This is a genomic window from Streptomyces sp. HSW2009 (genome assembly GCF_040240285.1).
GTDB lineage: Bacteria > Actinomycetota > Actinomycetes > Streptomycetales > Streptomycetaceae > Streptomyces.
In genome coordinates this window covers 1-19,694 of sequence record NZ_JBEHZD010000085.1, presented here as the reverse complement: position 1 = coordinate 19,694, position 19,694 = coordinate 1, and the positions used below count along the sequence as shown (strand labels likewise).

Annotated in this window: 14 protein-coding genes and 1 tRNA gene; 3 read left to right on the top strand and 12 right to left on the bottom strand. The window is 69.3% G+C overall.

Translation table 11 applies throughout. From position 1 onward, the window contains the following. Positions 1–200: 200 nt before the first annotated feature. The 10 genes from AAHZ94_RS09690 to AAHZ94_RS09645 form a co-directional block, all read right to left on the bottom strand. Positions 201–4,115, bottom strand: a complete 3,915-nt coding sequence (locus tag AAHZ94_RS09690; RefSeq protein WP_349992211.1) for a DNA-directed RNA polymerase subunit beta' — start codon at positions 4,113–4,115, stop codon at positions 201–203. Between the two features lie 121 nt (positions 4,116–4,236). Then, positions 4,237–7,719 carry a DNA-directed RNA polymerase subunit beta gene (gene rpoB / locus AAHZ94_RS09685; protein ID WP_349992209.1) on the bottom strand — a complete coding sequence of 1,161 codons (3,483 nt, stop codon included), beginning with the start codon at positions 7,717–7,719 and terminating at the stop codon, positions 4,237–4,239. A gap of 591 nt (positions 7,720–8,310) precedes the next feature. Then, positions 8,311–8,697, bottom strand: coding sequence for a 50S ribosomal protein L7/L12 (rplL, locus tag AAHZ94_RS09680; RefSeq protein ID WP_349992207.1), 387 nt, complete (start codon positions 8,695–8,697; stop codon positions 8,311–8,313). 130 nt (positions 8,698–8,827) lie between these two features. After that, complete coding sequence (gene rplJ, locus AAHZ94_RS09675; RefSeq protein WP_349992205.1) at positions 8,828–9,358, bottom strand: 50S ribosomal protein L10; 531 nt, start codon at positions 9,356–9,358, stop codon at positions 8,828–8,830. A 337-nt stretch (positions 9,359–9,695) separates the two neighbouring features. Next, positions 9,696–10,580 (bottom strand): SCO4651 family lipoprotein, encoded by an 885-nt coding sequence (locus AAHZ94_RS09670; protein WP_349992203.1) that lies wholly within the window; start codon positions 10,578–10,580, stop codon positions 9,696–9,698. Positions 10,581–10,731: 151 nt separating this feature from the next. After that, positions 10,732–11,451 carry a 50S ribosomal protein L1 gene (gene rplA, locus AAHZ94_RS09665; RefSeq protein WP_349992202.1) on the bottom strand — a complete coding sequence of 240 codons (720 nt, stop codon included), beginning with the start codon at positions 11,449–11,451 and terminating at the stop codon, positions 10,732–10,734. Positions 11,452–11,568: 117 nt separating this feature from the next. Beyond that, a complete protein-coding gene (gene rplK / locus AAHZ94_RS09660) occupies positions 11,569–12,003 on the bottom strand; it encodes a 50S ribosomal protein L11 (RefSeq protein ID WP_349992201.1) in 435 nt (144 codons plus the stop codon). 194 nt (positions 12,004–12,197) lie between these two features. Continuing rightward, on the bottom strand, positions 12,198–13,133 hold the full coding sequence (gene nusG, locus AAHZ94_RS09655; RefSeq protein WP_349992199.1) for a transcription termination/antitermination protein NusG: 936 nt from the start codon (positions 13,131–13,133) through the stop codon (positions 12,198–12,200). Positions 13,134–13,215: 82 nt separating this feature from the next. After that, entirely contained in the window at positions 13,216–13,506 is a 291-nt protein-coding gene (secE, locus tag AAHZ94_RS09650) for a preprotein translocase subunit SecE (protein WP_349992198.1), read from the bottom strand. 110 nt (positions 13,507–13,616) lie between these two features. Beyond that, positions 13,617–13,689 (bottom strand) — tRNA-Trp (locus tag AAHZ94_RS09645). Between the two features lie 180 nt (positions 13,690–13,869). Here AAHZ94_RS09645 and AAHZ94_RS09640 point away from each other — a divergent pair. Both AAHZ94_RS09640 and AAHZ94_RS09635 read left to right on the top strand, forming a co-directional pair. After that, complete coding sequence (locus AAHZ94_RS09640) at positions 13,870–15,105, top strand: pyridoxal phosphate-dependent aminotransferase (RefSeq protein WP_349992196.1); 1,236 nt, start codon at positions 13,870–13,872, stop codon at positions 15,103–15,105. 139 nt (positions 15,106–15,244) lie between these two features. Next, positions 15,245–16,315, top strand: a complete 1,071-nt coding sequence (locus AAHZ94_RS09635) for an adenosine deaminase (protein WP_349992195.1) — start codon at positions 15,245–15,247, stop codon at positions 16,313–16,315. Positions 16,316–16,633: 318 nt separating this feature from the next. On the opposite strand, the gene AAHZ94_RS09630 is transcribed toward AAHZ94_RS09635, so the two are convergent. Further along, positions 16,634–17,215: a TetR/AcrR family transcriptional regulator gene (locus AAHZ94_RS09630; protein ID WP_349992193.1), complete on the bottom strand. Its 582-nt coding sequence runs from the start codon at positions 17,213–17,215 to the stop codon at positions 16,634–16,636. 129 nt (positions 17,216–17,344) lie between these two features. On the opposite strand from AAHZ94_RS09630, the gene AAHZ94_RS09625 reads away from it, so the two are divergent. Further along, entirely contained in the window at positions 17,345–17,986 is a 642-nt protein-coding gene (locus tag AAHZ94_RS09625; protein ID WP_349992192.1) for an NAD(P)-dependent oxidoreductase, read from the top strand. 289 nt (positions 17,987–18,275) lie between these two features. Here the strand turns inward: AAHZ94_RS09625 and AAHZ94_RS09620 are convergent, their stop codons facing one another. Beyond that, positions 18,276–19,349: a UDP-N-acetylmuramate dehydrogenase gene (locus tag AAHZ94_RS09620; RefSeq protein ID WP_349992190.1), complete on the bottom strand. Its 1,074-nt coding sequence runs from the start codon at positions 19,347–19,349 to the stop codon at positions 18,276–18,278. Positions 19,350–19,694: the final 345 nt, after the last annotated feature.

Genomic DNA, 19,694 nt, shown 5'->3' with positions numbered 1-19,694 from the left:
CCCCCCCCCCCCCCCCCCCCCCCCCCCCCCCCCCCCCCCCCCCCCCCCCCCCCCCCCCCCCCCGGCGCGCGGCCCCCCCCCCCCCCCCCCCCCCCCCCCCCCCCCCCCCCGGTTCTCACCGTATGCACGCCCCCCGGTTCGCCGGCCCGGCCGCGCCCCGCCTCTGCGGGGCGCACCCGGACCTGACGCCGGTCTGGGGCCTACTGGTTGTACGGACCGTAGTCGTAGTCCTCCAGCGGCACGGCCTGACCCGAACCCGTCCCGAAGGGCGAGTAGTCGATGTCGTCGTAGCCGACGGCCGAGTACATCGCGGCCTTGGCCTCCTCGGTCGGCTCGACCCGGATGTTGCGGTAGCGGGACAGGCCCGTACCGGCCGGGATGAGCTTGCCGATGATGACGTTCTCCTTGAGGCCGATCAGGGAGTCCGACTTGGCGTTGATCGCCGCGTCGGTGAGCACCCGGGTCGTCTCCTGGAAGGACGCCGCCGACAGCCACGACTCGGTGGCCAGCGACGCCTTGGTGATGCCCATGAGCTGCGGACGACCCGAAGCCGGGTGACCGCCCTCCTGCACCACGCGCCGGTTCTCGTTCTCGAAGCGCGAGCGCTCCACGAGCTCGCCCGGCAGCAGCTCCGCGTCGCCGGACTCGATGATCGTCACGCGGCGCAGCATCTGCCGGATGATGATCTCGATGTGCTTGTCGTGGATCGACACACCCTGCGAGTTGTAGACCTTCTGGACCTCGCCGACCAGGTGCACCTGGACGGCGCGCTGGCCGAGGATGCGCAGCACGTCGTGCGGGTTGGTGGCACCGAGCGTCAGCGCCTGACCCACCTCGACGTGGTCGCCCTCGCCCACCAGCAGACGGGCTCGCTTGGAGACGCCGTAGGACGTCTCCTCCGAGCCGTCGTCCGGGGTGACGACGAGCTTCTTGGTCTTCTCGGTCTCCTCGATGCGCACCCGACCGGCCGCCTCCGAGATGGGGGCGACACCCTTGGGCGTACGGGCCTCGAAGAGCTCGACGACACGCGGCAGACCCTGGGTGATGTCGTCACCGGCCACACCACCGGTGTGGAAGGTACGCATCGTGAGCTGGGTGCCGGGCTCACCGATGGACTGGGCCGCGATGATGCCGACGGCCTCGCCGATGTCGACCAGCTTGCCGGTGGCCAGCGAGCGCCCGTAGCAGAAGGCGCAGGTGCCGACGGCGGACTCGCAGGTGAGGACCGAGCGGGTCTTGACCGTGGTCACGCCGTGCGCGACGAGCTGGTCGATCAGGACGTCGCCCAGGTCGACGTTGGCGGGCGCGATGACCTTGCCGTCCACCACGACGTCCTCGGCGAGCATCCGCGCGTACACGCTGGTCTCGACGTCGTCCGTCTTGCGCAGCGCGCCGTCGGTGCCCTTGACCGCGATGGCCAGCTTCAGGCCGCGCTCGGTGCCGCAGTCCTCCTCGCGGATGATCACGTCCTGCGAGACGTCCACCAGACGACGGGTCAGGTAACCCGAGTCGGCGGTGCGCAGGGCGGTGTCCGCGAGGCCCTTACGGGCACCGTGGGTGGCGATGAAGTACTCAAGAACGGAGAGGCCGTCACGGTAGGACGCCTTGATCGGGCGCGAGATGGTCTCGTTCTTGGCGTTCGACACCAGACCACGCATACCGGCGATCTGACGCATCTGCATCATGTTTCCGCGCGCGCCGGACTCGATCATGATGAAGATCGGGTTGGTGCGCGGGAAGTTCCGCTGCATGGCCTCGGAGACCTCGTTGGTCGCCTTGTTCCAGATGACCACGAGCTCCTGGTGGCGCTCGTCGCGGGTGATCAGACCACGCTCGAACTGCTTCTGGACGTGCAGCGCCTTGGCCTCGTACTCGTCCAGGATCGCCGGCTTCTCCGGCGGGCCGAGGATGTCGGAGAACGCCACGGTCACGCCCGAGCGGGTGGCCCAGTGGAAACCGGCCGCCTTCAGGTTGTCCAGCGTCGCCGCCACGATGACCTTGGGGTACCGCTCGGCCAGGTCGTTGACGATCTCGGAGAGCTGCTTCTTGCCCACCGAGTAGTCGACGAACGGGTAGTCCTCGGGCAGCAGCTCGTTGAAGAGCGCGCGGCCCAGCGAGGTGGTCAGCCGGAAGCTGTCACCCGGCTGGTACGGGCGGGAGAGCTCGCCGTTCTCGTCCTCGGTCGGCTCCGGCGGGGTCCAGCCCCGCGGCGGCATGGTGCCCACCGGGAACCGGATGTCGATCTTCGCCTGGAGCGACAGCTCCCGGTTGTCGAACGCCATGATCGCCTCGGCCGTGGAGCCGAAGGACCGGCCCTCGCCGACCGACTTGCGCTCCGCCTCGTCGGTGGTGAGGAAGAACAGACCGAGGACCATGTCCTGGGTCGGCATCGTCACCGGCCGGCCGTCGGCGGGCTTGAGGATGTTGTTCGAGGACAGCATCAGGATGCGGGCCTCGGCCTGCGCCTCCGCGGACAGCGGCAGGTGCACGGCCATCTGGTCACCGTCGAAGTCCGCGTTGAACGCGGTGCACACGAGCGGGTGGATCTGGATGGCCTTGCCCTCGACGAGCTGCGGCTCGAAGGCCTGGATGCCGAGGCGGTGCAGGGTGGGCGCACGGTTGAGCAGCACCGGGTGCTCGGCGATGACCTCTTCGAGCACGTCGTACACGACGGTACGGCCGCGCTCGACCATCCGCTTGGCGCTCTTGATGTTCTGCGCGTGGTTGAGGTCCACCAGGCGCTTCATCACGAACGGCTTGAAGAGCTCCAGCGCCATCGCCTTGGGCAGACCGCACTGGTGCAGCTTGAGCTGCGGGCCGACGACGATGACGGAACGGGCCGAGTAGTCGACGCGCTTGCCGAGCAGGTTCTGCCGGAAACGACCCTGCTTGCCCTTGAGCATGTCGCTCAGGGACTTCAGCGGACGGTTGCCGGGACCGGTGACCGGGCGACCGCGGCGGCCGTTGTCGAACAGCGCGTCGACGGCCTCCTGGAGCATCCGCTTCTCGTTGTTCACGATGATCTCGGGGGCACCGAGGTCAAGGAGACGCTTGAGGCGGTTGTTCCGGTTGATCACACGACGGTAGAGGTCGTTGAGGTCGGAGGTGGCGAAGCGGCCACCGTCGAGCTGCACCATCGGGCGCAGGTCCGGCGGGATGACCGGGACGCAGTCCAGCACCATGCCGTTGGGGCTGTTACGGGTCTGGAGGAACGCGGAGACGACCTTGAGCCGCTTGAGCGCACGGGTCTTCTTCTGGCCCTTGCCGGTGCGGATGATCTCCCGCAGCCGCTCGGCTTCCTCTTCGAGGTCGAAGGACTCCAGGCGCTTCTGGAGCGCGGCGGCGCCCATGCCACCCATGAAGTAGGTGCCGAAGCGGTCGCGCAGCTCGCGGTAGAGCAGCTCGTCGCCCTCCAGGTCCTGGACCTTGAGGTTCTTGAAGCGGTTCCAGACCTCGTCCAGGCGGTCGATCTCGCGCTGGGCACGGTCGCGGAGCTGCTTCATCTCGCGCTCGGCGCCCTCGCGGACCTTGCGGCGGACGTCGGCCTTGGCGCCCTCGGCCTCCAGCTCGGCGAGGTCGGTCTCCAGCTTCTTGGCGCGCGCCTCAAGGTCGGCGTCGCGACGCTGCTCGACCTGCTGCCGCTCGACGGAGACGTGCGCCTCCAGCGAGGGCAGGTCGCGCGTACGGCGCTCCTCGTCGACCCAGGTGATCATGTACGCGGCGAAGTAGATGACCTTTTCCAGGTCCTTCGGCGCAAGGTCGAGCAGGTAGCCCAGGCGCGACGGGACGCCCTTGAAGTACCAGATGTGGGTGACGGGCGCGGCCAGCTCGATGTGGCCCATCCGCTCACGGCGCACCTTGGCGCGGGTGACCTCGACGCCACAGCGCTCACAGATGATGCCCTTGAAGCGGACGCGCTTGTACTTGCCGCAGTAGCACTCCCAGTCCCGGGTGGGGCCGAAGATCTTCTCGCAGAAGAGTCCGTCCTTTTCGGGCTTCAGGGTGCGGTAGTTGATGGTCTCCGGCTTCTTGACCTCGCCGTGGGACCACTGCCGAATGTCGTCCGCGGTGGCCAGGCCGATCCGCAGCTCGTCGAAGAAGTTGACGTCGAGCACTTGTCGTCAATCCCTCTTTCAGGGTCGTGCCCCTCGCGTCAGCGAAAATGGGGGCTCTTCATCATGGTCTGTACGGGTCCTGGGCGACCGGGGCGCCGGGTGGGCGCCCCGGTCAGGCCCGTCAGACCTCTTCGACGCTGCTCGGCTCGCGCCGGGACAGGTCGATTCCGAGCTCCTCCGCCGCGCGGAAGACATCTTCGTCAGTGTCACGCATCTCGATGGACATGCCGTCCGAGGACAGCACCTCCACATTGAGGCACAGGGACTGCATCTCCTTGATGAGCACCTTGAAGGACTCCGGGATGCCGGGCTCCGGGATGTTCTCGCCCTTGACGATGGCCTCGTAGACCTTCACGCGACCGGTGACGTCGTCGGACTTGATGGTCAGCAGCTCCTGGAGGGCGTACGCGGCGCCGTAAGCCTCCAGCGCCCACACCTCCATCTCGCCGAAGCGCTGGCCACCGAACTGAGCCTTACCACCCAGCGGCTGCTGGGTGATCATGCTGTACGGACCGGTGGAGCGGGCGTGCAGCTTGTCGTCCACCAGGTGGTGCAGCTTGAGGATGTACATGTAGCCGACCGAGATCGGGTCCGGGAACGGCTCGCCGGAGCGGCCGTCGAACATCCGCGCCTTGCCGGACGGCTGGACCATCCGCTCGCCGTCGCGGTTCGGGATCGCGGACTCGAAGAGACCGGCGATCTCGTCCTCGCGGGCGCCGTCGAAGACCGGGGTGGCGACGTTGGTGCCGGAGGCCACCTCGTCCGCGCCGATCGCCTGGAGGCGGCGCATCCACTCCTCGTCGCCGTCGACCTTCCAGCCCTGCGAGGCCAGCCAGCCCAGGTGGATCTCCAGGACCTGTCCCGGGTTCATTCGGGAGGGCACGCCGAGCGGGTTGAGGATGATGTCGACCGGGGTGCCGTCCTCCATGAACGGCATGTCCTCGACCGGCAGGATCTTCGAGATGACGCCCTTGTTGCCGTGTCGGCCGGCGAGCTTGTCACCGTCGGTGATCTTGCGCTTCTGGGCGACGTAGACGCGGACGAGCTGGTTGACGCCGGGCGGCAGCTCGTCGCCCTCCTCGCGGTCGAAGACGCGGACGCCGATGACCTTGCCGATCTCGCCGTGCGGCACCTTCAGCGAGGTGTCACGCACCTCACGGGCCTTCTCACCGAAGATCGCGCGCAGCAGCCGCTCCTCGGGGGTCAGCTCGGTCTCACCCTTGGGGGTCACCTTGCCGACCAGGATGTCGCCCGCGACGACCTCGGCACCGATGCGGATGATGCCGCGCTCGTCGAGGTCGGCCAGCACCTCTTCGGAGACGTTCGGGATGTCCCGGGTGATCTCCTCGGGGCCGAGCTTGGTGTCCCGCGCGTCGACCTCGTGCTCCTCGATGTGGATCGAGGAGAGGACGTCGTCCTGCACCAGCCGCTGGCTGAGGATGATCGCGTCCTCGTAGTTGTGGCCCTCCCACGGCATGAACGCCACCAGGAGGTTCTTGCCGAGCGCCATCTCACCCTCGTCGGTGGACGGACCGTCGGCGAGCACCTGACCGGTGACCACGCGCGCGCCCTCGTCCACGACGACCTTCTGGTTGAAGGAGGTGCCCTGGTTGGAGCGGGAGAACTTGGCCACCCGGTAGGTGGTGTACGTGCCGTCGTCGTTGGCCACCGTCACGTAGTCGGCGGAGACCTCCTGGACGACACCGTCCTTCTCGGCCTTGATGACGTCGCCGGCGTCCACCGCACAGCGGTACTCCATGCCGGTGCCGACCAGCGGCGCCTCCGCCTTAATCAGCGGCACGGCCTGGCGCATCATGTTGGAGCCCATGAGCGCGCGGTTGGCGTCGTCGTGCTCAAGGAAGGGGATCATGGCGGTCGCGACCGACACCATCTGGCGCGGCGAGACGTCCATGTAGTCGACTTCTTCGCCCGGGATGTAGTCGACCTCGCCGCCACGGCGGCGCACCAGCACGCGGGACTCGGCGAACCGCAGCTCGTCGGTGAGCGGCGCGTTGGCCTGCGCGATGACGAAGCGGTCTTCCTCGTCGGCGGTCAGGTAGTCCACCTCGTCGGTGACCTGGCCGCCGGTGACCTTGCGGTACGGGGTCTCGACGAAGCCGAAGGCGTTGACCCGGCCGTACGAGGCGAGCGAGCCGATCAGACCGATGTTCGGGCCTTCCGGCGTCTCGATCGGGCACATCCGGCCGTAGTGCGACGGGTGCACGTCACGGACCTCGAAGCCGGCCCGCTCACGGGAGAGACCACCGGGGCCGAGCGCCGACAGACGACGCTTGTGGGTCAGGCCCGACAGCGGGTTCGTCTGGTCCATGAACTGGGAGAGCTGGCTGGTGCCGAAGAACTCCTTGATGGAGGCGACGACCGGCCGGATGTTGATCAGGGTCTGCGGCGTGATCGCCTCGACGTCCTGGGTGGTCATGCGCTCGCGCACGACGCGCTCCATCCGCGCCAGACCCGTACGGACCTGGTTCTGGATGAGCTCGCCGACGTTGCGCAGACGACGGTTGCCGAAGTGGTCGATGTCGTCGGTCTCGACGACGATCGAGTTGCCGTTCTCGCCGAGCGTCTCGGTCTCGCCCGCGTGCAGCTTGACCAGGTACCTGATCGTCGCGATGACGTCGTCGGTGGTGAGCACGCCGGCGTCCAACGGCTGGTCGGCGCCGAGCTTCTTGTTGACCTTGTAGCGGCCGACCTTGGCGAGGTCGTAGCGCTTGGGGTTGAAGTAAAGGTTCTCAAGGAGCGTCTGCGCGGCCTCACGCGTGGGCGGCTCGCCCGGACGCAGCTTGCGGTAGATGTCGAGCAGCGCGTCGTCCTGCCCCTGGGTGTGGTCCTTCTCCAGGGTGGCGCGCATGGACTCGTACTCGCCGAACTCCTCCAGGATCTGCTCGGTCGTCCAACCGAGCGCCTTCAGGAGTACGGTCACGGACTGCTTGCGCTTGCGGTCGATGCGCACGCCGACCATGTCGCGCTTGTCGACCTCCATCTCCAGCCAGGCACCCCGGGACGGGATGATCTTGGCGGTGAAGATGTCCTTGTCGGAGGTCTTGTCGATCGAGCTGTCGAAGTAGACGCCCGGCGAGCGGACAAGCTGCGAGACGACGACACGCTCGGTGCCGTTGATGCAGAAGGTGCCCTTGTTCGTCATGAGCGGGAAGTCGCCCATGAAGACCGTCTGAGACTTGATCTCACCGGTCTCGTTGTTGGTGAACTCCGCGGTGACGAAGAGCGGCGCGGCGTACGTGAAGTCGCGCTCCTTGCACTCGTCGATGGAGTTCTTCGGCGGCTCGAAGCGGTGGTCGCGGAACGTGAGCGACATCGACCCGGAGAAGTCCTCGATCGGGGAGATCTCCTCGAAGATCTCCTCCAGACCGGACTTGGTGGGAACGTCCTGCCCACTCTCCAACGCGGCCTCGACGCGAGCCTTCCAGGCGGCATTTCCGAGCAGCCAGTCGAAGCTTTCGGTCTGCAGCGCGAGGAGGTTCGGGACCCCGAGGGGTTCCTTGATCTTCGCAAATGAGATGCGCAGCGGGGCAGTGCTGTCGCCGGTGTTCATATTGGCAGTCGAGGCGTTGCGCGAGGCGGCCAAGAGGGGGTCCTTCCGAGGGCTCGGACTCACTACGCGCATACCGGTCCCCTACGGAGCACACAGAGGAAAAGCCCTGGTCAGGGTGTTTCGATCGGCGTACTCACGTGCGGGCATGCCCCTGGTGACGGGCAGGGAGCAGCTAAACGGCAGCGCAAAGGGTCAGTGTAGCCACTTGGCCCACTGATGTCCAGAGCGGATATCCGGAGACTGGCAGTGCCAACCTCTCCCTCCGGGAGGGGTCTCCCCCTCGTTGTCATCCCACGCCGTTTTCCAACGCCTGCGGCAAGGCTTCCCGCTTCGCGCTCGTTCCATGCCTCGGCACGGAGACCGAATCTGAGCCCGGCCTGACCTCGCGTCCTGAGAATTGCGCGCCTCGTGCCGTTCGTCAAGAGCCACCCGGGCGCCGAGATCATCACAGCCACACCGGTGGAGCAACCGAAGATCACCATACCCGCAGGCACCGACAAGCGATCGACAAGACACCGTACCCCGTGCCCGAACGCGCCAGGGCGACCACCCACATGGGTGATCGCCCTGGAAACGATCGAGTCAGCGACTCAAGCCACGCGCCGGAGCGCGTGCGGGAAGGTCTTACTTGACCTCGACGGAGGCGCCGGCGCCCTCAAGGGACTCCTTGGCCTTGTCCGCGGCCTCCTTGTTGACCTTCTCAAGAACCGGCTTCGGGGTGCCGTCGACGAGGTCCTTGGCCTCCTTCAGACCCAGCGAGGTCAGCTCACGCACGACCTTGATGACCTGGATCTTCTTGTCGCCGGCGCCGGTGAGGATGACGTCGAACTCGTCCTTCTCCTCGACGGCCTCGGCGGCGGCGCCACCAGCGGCACCGGCGGCGACGACGGCGGCCGGGGCGGCAGCGGTGACGTCGAACTTCTCCTCGAAGGCCTTCACGAAGCCGGCGAGCTCGATGAGGGTCATGTCCTCGAACTGAGCGAGCAGGTCTTCCTGGCTGAGCTTCGCCATGATGGCGGTCCTTCCACTAATTCGGCTGGTGCCGGATGTACATGTCGGCGGGCGTGTGCCTGACGGCATTGCTCCGTAGACGGGCCCGCTGCGACCGTCGCCCTAGGCGACGGTCAATGCGTGAGCCGAATTACTCGGCACCGCCCTGCTCGGCCTGCTTGGCACGAAGCGCCTCCGCGGTGCGGACGAACTTCGAGGGAAGCGCCTGGAAGAGCGCGGCAGTCTGGGACTGCTTGCCCTTCATGGCGCCCGCCAGCTTGGCGAGCAGAACCTCGCGGGACTCAAGTTCCGCAAGCTTGCTGATCTCTTCCGCGGAGAGCGGCTTCCCGTCAAGGACGCCGCCCTTGATGACGAGATGCGGGTTCTCCTTGGCGAAGTCACGCAGACCCTTCGCCGACTCCACCGGGTCACCGGTGACGAAGGCGATCGCCGTCGAACCCGTGAACAGGTCGTCGAGCGAGCTGATCCCGGCCTCGTTGGCCGCGATCTTGGTCAGCGTGTTCTTCGCCACGCTGTACTGGGCGTTCTCACCGAGAGCGCGCCGCAGCTCCTTGAGCTGCGCAACGCTCAGACCGGTGTACGCCGTGACCACTGCGGCGTTGGAGCTACGGAACTTGTCCGTCAGCTCGGCAACCGCGGCAGCCTTGTCGGGCCTCGCCATGAGTCTCGGCCTCCTTCCGGGTGATCGGACCGAACTGGCTGAAGGAAGGAGACTGGGCAAAACGAAACGCCCCGGCGCAGGCGCACGGGGCGTGGCTCAACCGGAAAGAATCCGGGAACTCATCCACAGTCACCTGCGCAGGCCGTCCGCAGCTAGCGGAATCCTTCGGTCACCGCATCCCTTGCAGGACACCATGACGACCAGCGGTCTTTGGCTTCTGTGGAAGAGTACGTGAAGGCATCGCGACCGGGCAAATCCGGACTGCCGGACGTGCCCGCTGCCCTTGCTCAGCGCTCGCTCGATGCCTTCTGGGACCCGGCCGGTCCCCCGGTGGTCCCTACTGCTGCTGCATGACGTCCGCGAAGTCCGCGGTGTCCGAAGCGTCCGGCAGCTCGACCGTGACCGGGGTGCCGTAGTCGGTGTAGAAGACCGTCGCGTCGAAGGTGCCGGTGCTGCTCTCCGCCTGCTCGCGCTTCTTGACCAGCAGGTTGTCCCCGTCGATCCACAGGTCGATGGTCTCGGTCTCCGTGCCGGCCTGCTCAAGCTGCTCCTGGAGCCCGGCCAGGTCCTCCTTGGACAGGTCCTCGGACTGCATCTCGGCGAGCTCCGAGACATTGACCACGCCCGTGTAGTGGGTGGTCTTCGTGCCCCGTACGTCTTCCTTGCCGACCTCGCGCACCTTGCCGGTGGCGATGAGGACCTGCACGGCGCGTGCCGGGTCGGTGTTCTGCATCTGGTCCTTGAGGAACTTGCCGGCGGGGCCGGCCTGCTCGGCGAGCGTGGCGTAGTCGTACTTCAGCCAGTGCTTGCCAGCGGCCTGCGGGGCCTTGGCGAGCTGGTCGCCGAGGTTCATGTACATCGCGTCGGGCGTATACAGGGCCTCGCGGGGCTGGCCGCTCACGCCCTGCTGCTCGGCCGTGGCGCCGGACTGGGTGAGGGTCATCGAGGCGCGCATGCCGTTCGACCAGTCCATGCTCCCCTTCATGGTGGACGTCGCGTCCCCCATGACCGTGGTGCCGTCGACCTTGGCGGAGTGCTGCTTGGTGGTGCTCTGCGAGGCCAGTTGGAGCGCGGCTATCGCGTTCTTGGGGGCCTCGTCGACCTTGCCGATCGGCTTCTTGGCGCCGTCGTCGCCCGAGTCGCTGCCACACGCGGTCAGGCCGGCCAGCAGCGCCAGCCCGCCCACCGCCGCGGCGGCGCGGGTACCCAGCCGTGCTGCCATCCGAGAATTACGCACAAGTCCCCCTCTTTAACCCACGTTTACTTCCTTTAGGAGGGTAGCCGAGCCACGGGAGACCGCAATGCGTGAGCCCCGCATCTCCACGAAGGCGGAGATGCGGGGCTCGGGTGCATACGCGCTGCCGACTAGCGGATCAGACGGCGTCGTCCTCGGTGAGGAGGTTGCGGGTGCGGTTCGAGTCGAGCGGGATGCTCGGGCCCATGGTGGTGGAGACCGCGGCCTTCTTGATGTACCGGCCCTTCGCGGCGGACGGCTTCAGACGGAGGATCTCCTCCAGTGCCGCGGCGTAGTTCTCGACGAGCTGCTGCTCACCGAACGACGCCTTGCCGATGATGAAGTGCAGGTTCGAGTGCTTGTCGACGCGGAACTCGATCTTGCCGCCCTTGATCTCGGTGACGGCCTTGGCGACGTCGGGGGTGACGGTGCCGGTCTTCGGGTTCGGCATCAGACCACGCGGGCCGAGCACGCGGCCGAGGCGGCCGACCTTGCCCATGAGGTCCGGGGTCGCGACGACGGCGTCGAAGTCGAGACGGCCCTTGGAGACCTCGTCGATCAGTTCGTCGGAGCCGACGATGTCGGCGCCCGCGGCCTCCGCGGCAGCAGCACGGTCACCGGTCGCGAAGACCAGGACCCGGGCGGTCTTGCCGGTGCCGTGCGGCAGGTTCACGGTGCCGCGGACCATCTGGTCGGCCTTGCGCGGGTCAACGCCCAGCCGCATGGCAACCTCGACGGTCGCGTCGAACTTGGTGGTGCTGGCGGTGTCCTTGGCGAGACGGACGGCCTCAAGCGGGGCGTACAGCCGCTCCCGGTCGATCTTCTCGTCCGCGCCGCGGAGAGCCTTGCTGCGCTTCACTGCTGCTCCTGAGAGTCACACCCGCGGCTGCCGCCGCGAGTCAGGGTTGGAGTCGTGGTCCGGGCCAGCGCCTGGCCCTGCCACAGTGGGGCCGTGGCCCCGGGGACGTGGAGGTGATCAGCCCTCGACCGTGATGCCCATCGAACGGGCGGTGCCCGCGATGATCTTCTCGGCGGCGTCGAGGTCGTTGGCGTTCAGGTCGGGCATCTTCGCGGTGGCGATGTCACGGACCTGGTCGCGGGTGATCTTGGCGACCTTGGTCTTGTGCGGCTCGCCGGAGCCCTTGTCCACGCCCGCGGCCTTGAGGATCAGCTTGGCGGCCGGCGGAGTCTTGGTGATGAAGGTGAAGGAACGGTCTTCGTAGACCGTGATCTCCACCGGCACGACCATGCCACGCTGCGACTCGGTCGCGGCGTTGTAGGCCTTGCAGAACTCCATGATGTTGACGCCGTGCTGACCCAGCGCGGGGCCGACCGGCGGAGCCGGGTTGGCGGCACCGGCCTGGATCTGGAGCTTGATCAGCCCCGTGACCTTCTTCTTCTTGGGAGGCATGTGCTCTCTCCGGGTCTGAGTGAGAGGTTTTCGCCCACCCATCCGGTGCTCCGGATGGAGGCATACCGCACAACGATAACGGGTATAGCTATGCGGCCAAAAACCGAGCAGGTCAGACGGCTGCCCGCGACCCCTCGCGGGGGCCTGGGAGAGCTGGTCCGACCTGCTCGGCAGTGGCTGGTGTGACCGAAGGGTCAGTTCTTCTGGATCTGGTCGAAGCTGAGCTCGACCGGCGTCTCGCGACCGAAGATCTCGACGAGGCCCTTGACCTTCTTCGAGTCGGCGTTGATCTCGTTGATCGTCGCCTGGAGCGTCGCGAACGGACCGTCGGTGACGGTGACCGAGTCGCCCACCTCGAAGTCGAGCACCTGGACCTCGACCTTGCGGCTCGGCGCCGGGACGCCGGCCTCGGCCGCGGCGGCCTTGGCGGCTGCTTCCTCGGCCTCCGGGGCGAGCATCTTCACGATCTCGTCCAGGGTCAGCGGGTACGGGTCGTAGGCGTTGCCCACGAAGCCGGTGACGCCGGGGGTGTTGCGCACCACGCCCCAGGACTCGTTCGTCAGGTCCATGCGGACCAGCACGTAGCCGGGGAGCTTGTTCTGCCGGACGGTGCGGCGGTCGCCGTTCTTGATCTGGACGACCTCTTCCTGCGGCACCTCGGCCTGGAAGATGTAGTCCTCGACGTTGAGCGAGACGGCGCGCTGTTCGAGGTTGGTCTTCACGCGGTTCTCGTAACCCGCGTAGGTGTGGATCACGTACCACTCGCCGGGCAGCGTGCGCAGTTCCTCGCGCAGCGCCTCGACCGGGTCTACGGCGACCTCTTCGACCTCTTCTTCGGCGTCCTCGGCCGCTTCGTCCGCGGCTTCGGCGTCGTCCGCCGCGTCCTCGGACTCCTCGGCGTCCGCGGACTCCTCGGCGTCCGCCGCGTCGTCGGCGTCGGCTTCCTCCGCCGCCTCGTCCCCGCCCTCGACCTCGTCGGCGACCGTGTCGTCGTCCTCGGTCACGCCCTCGGCTTCGGCGGCAACCGCCGCGGCGTCCGCGTCGGCCGGAACAGCCGCCGGGTCGGCCGTCGCCGCAGCCTCTTCGCCCTCGCGGGGCTCGATGGCTTCGTTCAGGTTCGGGTCAGACACGGTGGCTGCTTCTTCCTGGCTATCAAGAGGGGTGGAACGTGCGATAGGGGCGCCGCGCGGGTGCGCGGAGCCCTACGCGGGATCAGCCGAAGATGTACTTGACGGCTTCGTTGAACCCGTAGTCAATCACGGTAACAAGACCGATCATGATGACGACGAAGACGATCACTACGGTGGTGTACGTCGAGAGCTGGTTGCGCGAAGGCCAGACGACCTTGCGGAGCTCCGCGACGACCTGACGGTAGAAGAGCGCGAGGCGGCCGAACGGCCCCTTCTTCCCGCGCTTACCGCCACGGCGGCCCTTCTTGGCGGCCTCATCGTCTTCTGGACGACCGCTTTCAGGCGTTGCGGTGGAGCCAAGGGCTTCCGTCACTCGTCCTCACCTGATCCGGGTCGTGGCCGTGCCGCGTCCGGTCCGGCCGCACAGCGGTGCATTTGAGTTACTTACGCATGCACACACCCGTACGTGCTGGATGTGTGTAGCAGGGCCGGAGGGACTTGAACCCCCAACCGCTGGTTTTGGAGACCAGTGCTCTACCAATTGAGCTACGACCCTTTGTGGCCCCCAACGTACAGCATCCGGCCGGTTCCACGGAGTGCGTGGACGGATGCGGTTGTTGGGACCCGACGACGCATGAGTGTACGTGCTCAACGGCCCCCCGTCGAACGTTCGGCAAACGCGATGGCCTGCCAAACCGCCGTGCCGCCCTCCCGGCCGGTCTGCGACGATGCAGGCATGACCGCTGCTACTCCGCAAGAGACCGCTCCCACCGACCGCCGGGTCTCGGCCCGCGTCGGGTCGATTTCCGAGTCCGCCACGCTCGCCGTGGACGCCAAGGCCAAGGCGCTGAAGGCCGCCGGCCGTCCGGTGATCGGGTTCGGTGCGGGCGAGCCGGACTTCCCGACGCCCGACTACATCGTCGAGGCCGCGGTGGAGGCCTGCCGCGACCCGAAGAACCACCGCTACACCCCGGCCGGCGGACTGCCCGAGCTGAAGGCCGCCATCGCCGCGAAGACGCTGCGCGACTCGGGGTACGAGATCGAGGCGGCCCAGGTGCTGGTCACCAACGGCGGCAAGCAGGCGATCTACGAGGCGTTCGCCGCGATCCTGGACCCGGGCGACGAGGTCATCGTGCCCGCCCCGTACTGGACGACCTACCCGGAGTCGATCCGGCTGGCCGGCGGCGTGCCGGTGCCGGTGGTCGCGGACGAGACGACCGGCTACCGGGTCTCGGTCGAGCAGCTTGAGGCCGCCCGCACCGAGCGGACCAAGGTCGTGCTCTTCGTCTCGCCGTCGAACCCGACCGGTGCGGTCTACCCGCGCGAGCAGGTCGAGGCGGTCGGCCGCTGGGCCGTCGAGCACGGCCTGTGGGTGCTGACGGACGAGATCTACGAGCACCTGGTCTACGGCGACGCCGAGTTCTCCTCGCTGCCGGTGGTCGTGCCGGAGCTCGCCGACAAGTGCATCGTGGTCAACGGCGTGGCCAAGACGTACGCGATGACCGGCTGGCGGGTGGGCTGGGTGATCGGCCCCAAGGACGTCATCAAGGCCGCGACCAACCTCCAGTCGCACGCCACGTCCAACGTCTCCAACGTGGCCCAGCGGGCGGCGCTGACGGCGGTGTCCGGGGAGCTGGACGCGGTCGCCGCGATGCGGGAGGCGTTCGACCGGCGGCGCAAGACGATCGTGCGCATGCTGAACGAGATCGAGGGCGTGGAGTGCCCCGAGCCCGAGGGCGCGTTCTACGCGTACCCCTCGGTCAAGGCGCTGCTCGGCAAGGAGATCCGCGGCAAGCGGCCGGCGACGTCGGTGGAGCTGGCCGGGCTGATCCTGGAAGAGGTCGAGGTCGCGGTGGTGCCCGGCGAGGCGTTCGGCACCCCGGGGTATCTGCGGCTGTCCTACGCGCTGGGCGACGAAGACCTGGTCGAGGGCGTGGCGCGGATTCAGAAGCTGCTGGCCGAGGCCCGCTGACGGCGGGTCCTGGCCCTGCGGCGGCCTGGTCGAAACGGGCGTCCGGCGTGTGCCGGGCGCCCGTTCGCGCGTACGGGCCGCCCATCCGATCGGTGAAAGCGGGTTCCGGGCGCGTCGCACCATGCGGCAAAATCTGGGGATGTTGCACTTCCCCGCCCTCACTTCTCCCGGCGGGCGCACCGCCGACGCACCCGGACGGGACCTACGGCTGCTGCCCAAGGCCCATCTGCACCTGCACTTCACCGGCTCGATGCGCACGGACACGCTGCTTGAGCTGGCCGACAAGTACGGCGTACACCTCCCGGAGGCGCTCAGCAGCGGCGAGCCGCCCAAGTTGCGGGCGACCGACGAGCGCGGCTGGTTCCGCTTCCAGCGGCTGTACGACATCGCCCGTTCCTGCCTGCGCACCCCCGAGGACCTGCAACGACTGGTGCGCGAGGCCGCCGAGGAGGACGTGCGGGACGGCTCGCGGTGGCTGGAGATCCAGGTCGACCCGACCTCGTACGCGCCCCGGCTCGGGGGGCTCATCCCCGCGCTGGAGATCATCTTGGACGCGGTGGACGCGGCGAGCCGGGACACCGGCCTCAGCATCCGGGTGCTGGTGGCCGCCAACCGGATGAAGCACCCGCTGGACGCCCGCACGCTGGCCCGGCTCGCGGTGCGGTACGCGGACCGGGGCGTGGTCGGGTTCGGGCTCTCCAACGACGAACGGCGCGGCTTCGCGCGCGACTTCGACCGGGCGTTCGCCATCGCCCGGGAAGGCGGTCTGCTCGCCGCGCCGCACGGCGGCGAACTGGCCGGCCCCAGCAGCGTGCGCGACTGCCTGGACGACCTGTACGCGGCCCGGGTCGGGCACGGCGTACGGGCCGCCGAGGACCCGCGGCTGCTGCGCCGGCTGGCGGACCGGCAGGTGACCTGCGAGGTGTGCCCGTCGTCCAATGTGGCGCTCGGGGTGTACGAGAAGGCCGCCGACGTGCCGCTGCGGGCGCTGTTCGACGCGGGGGTGCCGATGGCGCTGGGCGCGGACGACCCGCTGCTCTTCGGGTCGCGGCTGGCCGCCCAGTACGAGCTGGCGCGCGAGGTGCACGGGTTCACCGATCAGGAACTGGCCGAGCTGGCCCGCCAGTCGGTCCGCGGCTCGGCGGCCCCGCCGCAGGTCAGGGATGCGCTGATCACAGAGATCGACGGTTGGCTGGCGGCGGGGGCGTAGCGCGGGGCGTACGGGTGGGGTGTACGGAGGGGCCGCAGCCGGGCGGCTGGGGCAGCCGGATCGGCTGGGGTTGCCGGGTGAGCCAGCTCGGCTGGGGCGGCTGAGTCGACTGGGGTGGCTGGGACGGCTGGGTCACGACTGCCGGGCGGGTCGGGCAGGCGGGGGCAGGCCGGGCGGAGCCAGCGGGGCAGCCCCGGTCGGGCCGAGCTAGGCCGAGCCAGACCGAGTCGGACCGAGCAAGGCCGGAGACCGGGCCAGGCTGAGTCGGGCCGAGCGGGCCGGCAACCGAGCCCGACCGCGTAGGAGCAGGTCAGGGGCTCAGTTCAGGCCGCGTAGGACGCAGCGGGCGAGGTCCGCGGCCCACTCCTCCAGCGGTGGCTCGTTCTCGTCCGTGCTGAGCAGGAAGGCGCGCTGGCAGCAAGCGCCGATGAGGAGGGCGGCGGCGCTGTCACAGTCGGCGTCGGGGCGGATGCGGCCGGCGGCGCGTTCGGTCCTGAGGTACGCGGCCAGGCCCTCCAGCGGGCGGCGCGGGCCGGCGTCGATCTCCCGCAGCCCCTCGTTGTGGCGCTGGAGCAGCGTCGGCTCCGCGTACAGGGCCGCGACGATCGGGACGCTGGAGGCGTAGAACTCGGCCGCCCTCCGTACGATTTCGGCCAGGTTGTCGACGACGTCGCGCTCCTGCGGATGCTCGGTCAACTCGGCCAGCAGGGGCCCGAGCCTCGGCAGCCGCTCCTCCAGTACGTGGACGAAGATGTCCTCCTTGTTGCGGAAGTGCTTGTAGAGGGCGGCCTCGGAGCAGCCGGCGGCGCGGGCGATCTCCTTGGTGGTGGTGCGGGCCAGCCCGATGGTGCGCAGCAGCCGTTCGGCGGCTTCCAGAATCCGGGCCCGGGTGGGCTTCATGGCGAGGCTCCCTGGTGACGTGGCCGCGCCGAGGTTCGACGGGCCGGGTCCGGCATGACTTGACGTAGCGGTGAGCGAGTACTCACCCTAGTGGTGAGTGAATACTTACCCACCCCTGGAGGGAAGGCCATGCGACTCACAGTCTTCGGGGCCACCGGCGGCACCGGCGGCCATCTGGTGCAGCAGGCGGTGCAGGCGGGACACGAGGTCACGGCCGTGGTCCGGGACCCGGCCCGGCTCACGGTGGCCCACCCCGACCTGCTGGTGATCACCGCGACCGACCTCACCGACGCGGCGGCCCTCCGACCCGCCGTCGCCGGCCGGGACGCGGTGCTCTCGGCCGTCGGCGCACCGACCAACAAACGGGCGGGCATCGCGTCGGCCGCCACCCGCGGCATCCTCCAGGCCATGGCGGCCAGCCGCGTACAGCGCTTCGTCGCGATCAGCGCAGCCCCGGTCGGCGAGATCCCGCCGGGCGAGGACCTGCTGGGCAGAAAACTGGTGTTTCCGCTGATCAGGGCCGCTTTTCGAAAGATCTACGCGGACCTGGCCGTCATGGAGCGCGTCATCGCCGCCTCGTCCACCGACTGGACCGTCCTCCGCCCGCCGCGACTGCTCGACGGGCCCCTCACCGGCCACTACCGCACGGCCATCGGCTCCAACGTGCCGAACGCCCGCAGCATCTCCCGCGCCGACCTGGCCCACGCGATGCTGACGCTGCTGGACGAGCGCGCGGCGGTGCGGCAGGCGGTGGGCGCGGCGAACTACTAGCCGCCGACCGCCGCGCGGCGCGTCCGCCTGTCGTCGGTGGGCCGCCGCCCGGCCTGCCCGACCCGTCCGCCCGTCGTCGGTGGGCCGCCGCCCGGCCGGCCCGACCCGTGTCCCCATGCCCCCGTACGGGCCGTACGGACCGGCTCGGCGGTCCCGCCGGTCGGCGTCACGGCGGCAACCGCCCGGCGGCGGGCTCGTCCACCACAGGCCGGGCGCGCAGGTCAGACACCGCGGCCCAGACCCCGTAAGGCCAAGGCCAAGTCCTAGGCGGCCGGCCGCGCGAGCCGCCCTACAGTTCCACGCCGACCATCACCGGCTCGTTGACCAGCGTGATGCCGAAGGCGGCGCGCACCCCGTCCACCACCTCGCGGGCCAGGGCCAGCAGGTCGTCGGTGGTGGCCGCGCCCCGGTTGGTCAGGGCCAGCGTGTGCTTGGTGGAGATGCGGGCCGCGCCCTGCCCGTACCCCTTGGTGAAGCCGGCCCGGTCGATCAGCCAGGCCGCCGACGTCTTGGTCAGCCCCTCGCCCGCGGGGTAGGCCGGCGGCGCCACGTCCGGGCCGAGCCGCTCCGCGACCCGGGCCAGGAACGCGGCGTGCTCGGCCGCGGTGAGGATCGGGTTGGTGAAGAACGAGCCGGCCGACCAGGTGTCGTGGTCCTCCGGGTCGAGCACCATCCCCTTGCCGGCGCGCAGCCGCAGCACCGTCTCGCGCGCGGTGCCCACCGGCACCCGGTCGCCGGGCTGCACGCCGAGCGACCGCGCCGTCTCCGCGTACTTCAGCGGCGCCGAGAGCCCGTCCGCGTCCTCCAGGGCGCACCGCACCCGCAGCACCACGTGCCGGTCGGGCTCCTGCTTGAAGCGGCTGTGCCGGTAGGCGAAACCGCACTCCGCGTTCGGGATCGTGACCACGTCGCCGGTCTGCCGGTCGTACGCCACCACCTCGGTGATGGTCGTGGAGACCTCCTGCCCGTACGCCCCCACGTTCTGGATCGGGGTGGCGCCGGCCGAACCGGGGATGCCGGCCAGGCACTCGACCCCGGCGAAACCGGCCTCGACCGTACGCGCCACGGCCTCGGACCAGTTCTCGCCGGCCGCCAGCTCCAGCGTGGGGCGGCCGTCGGGGCCCGCGGCGTCGAGCACGAAGCCGGTGGTGGCGATGCGCAGCGCGGTGCCGTCGAAGCCCTTGTCGGAGATGACCAGGTTGCTGCCGCCGCCGACGAGCAGCAGCGGCGTGCCGGCGTCGTCGGCCGCGCGCACGGCGGCTATCACCTCGTCGTCGGTGGTGGCCGTGGTCAACCGGGCAGCCGGCCCACCGAGCCGGAAGGTGGTCAGCGGGGCGAGGGGGGCGTCATGGAGTTCCTGCACGCGCTCAAGCGTACGGAACCCCTCCGACAGCCGACGCCCGGCGCCGGCCCGACGGCGCGACCGGAGCTGATCACCTGCGCCCGGCTCTGACCACACCCGCCCCGCCGTACGAGGTCCACCACCGTGCCCGTCCTCGTACGCCCGTCAGAGCCGCCCCACCAGCCCGTACGACCTGCCGGCGTTCCCGCCGGCCCGCCTATCAACCCCGCGTGGAGGAGCGGACCGGCTCCGGCTCCGCGCCCGGCGCCCTCCCCGCGGCCCGGGGGGGGGCCCCCCCGCGCCCCCCCGCCCCCCCCCCCCCCCCCCGGGGGGGCGGGGCCCCCCCCGCCCCCCCCCCCCCCCCCC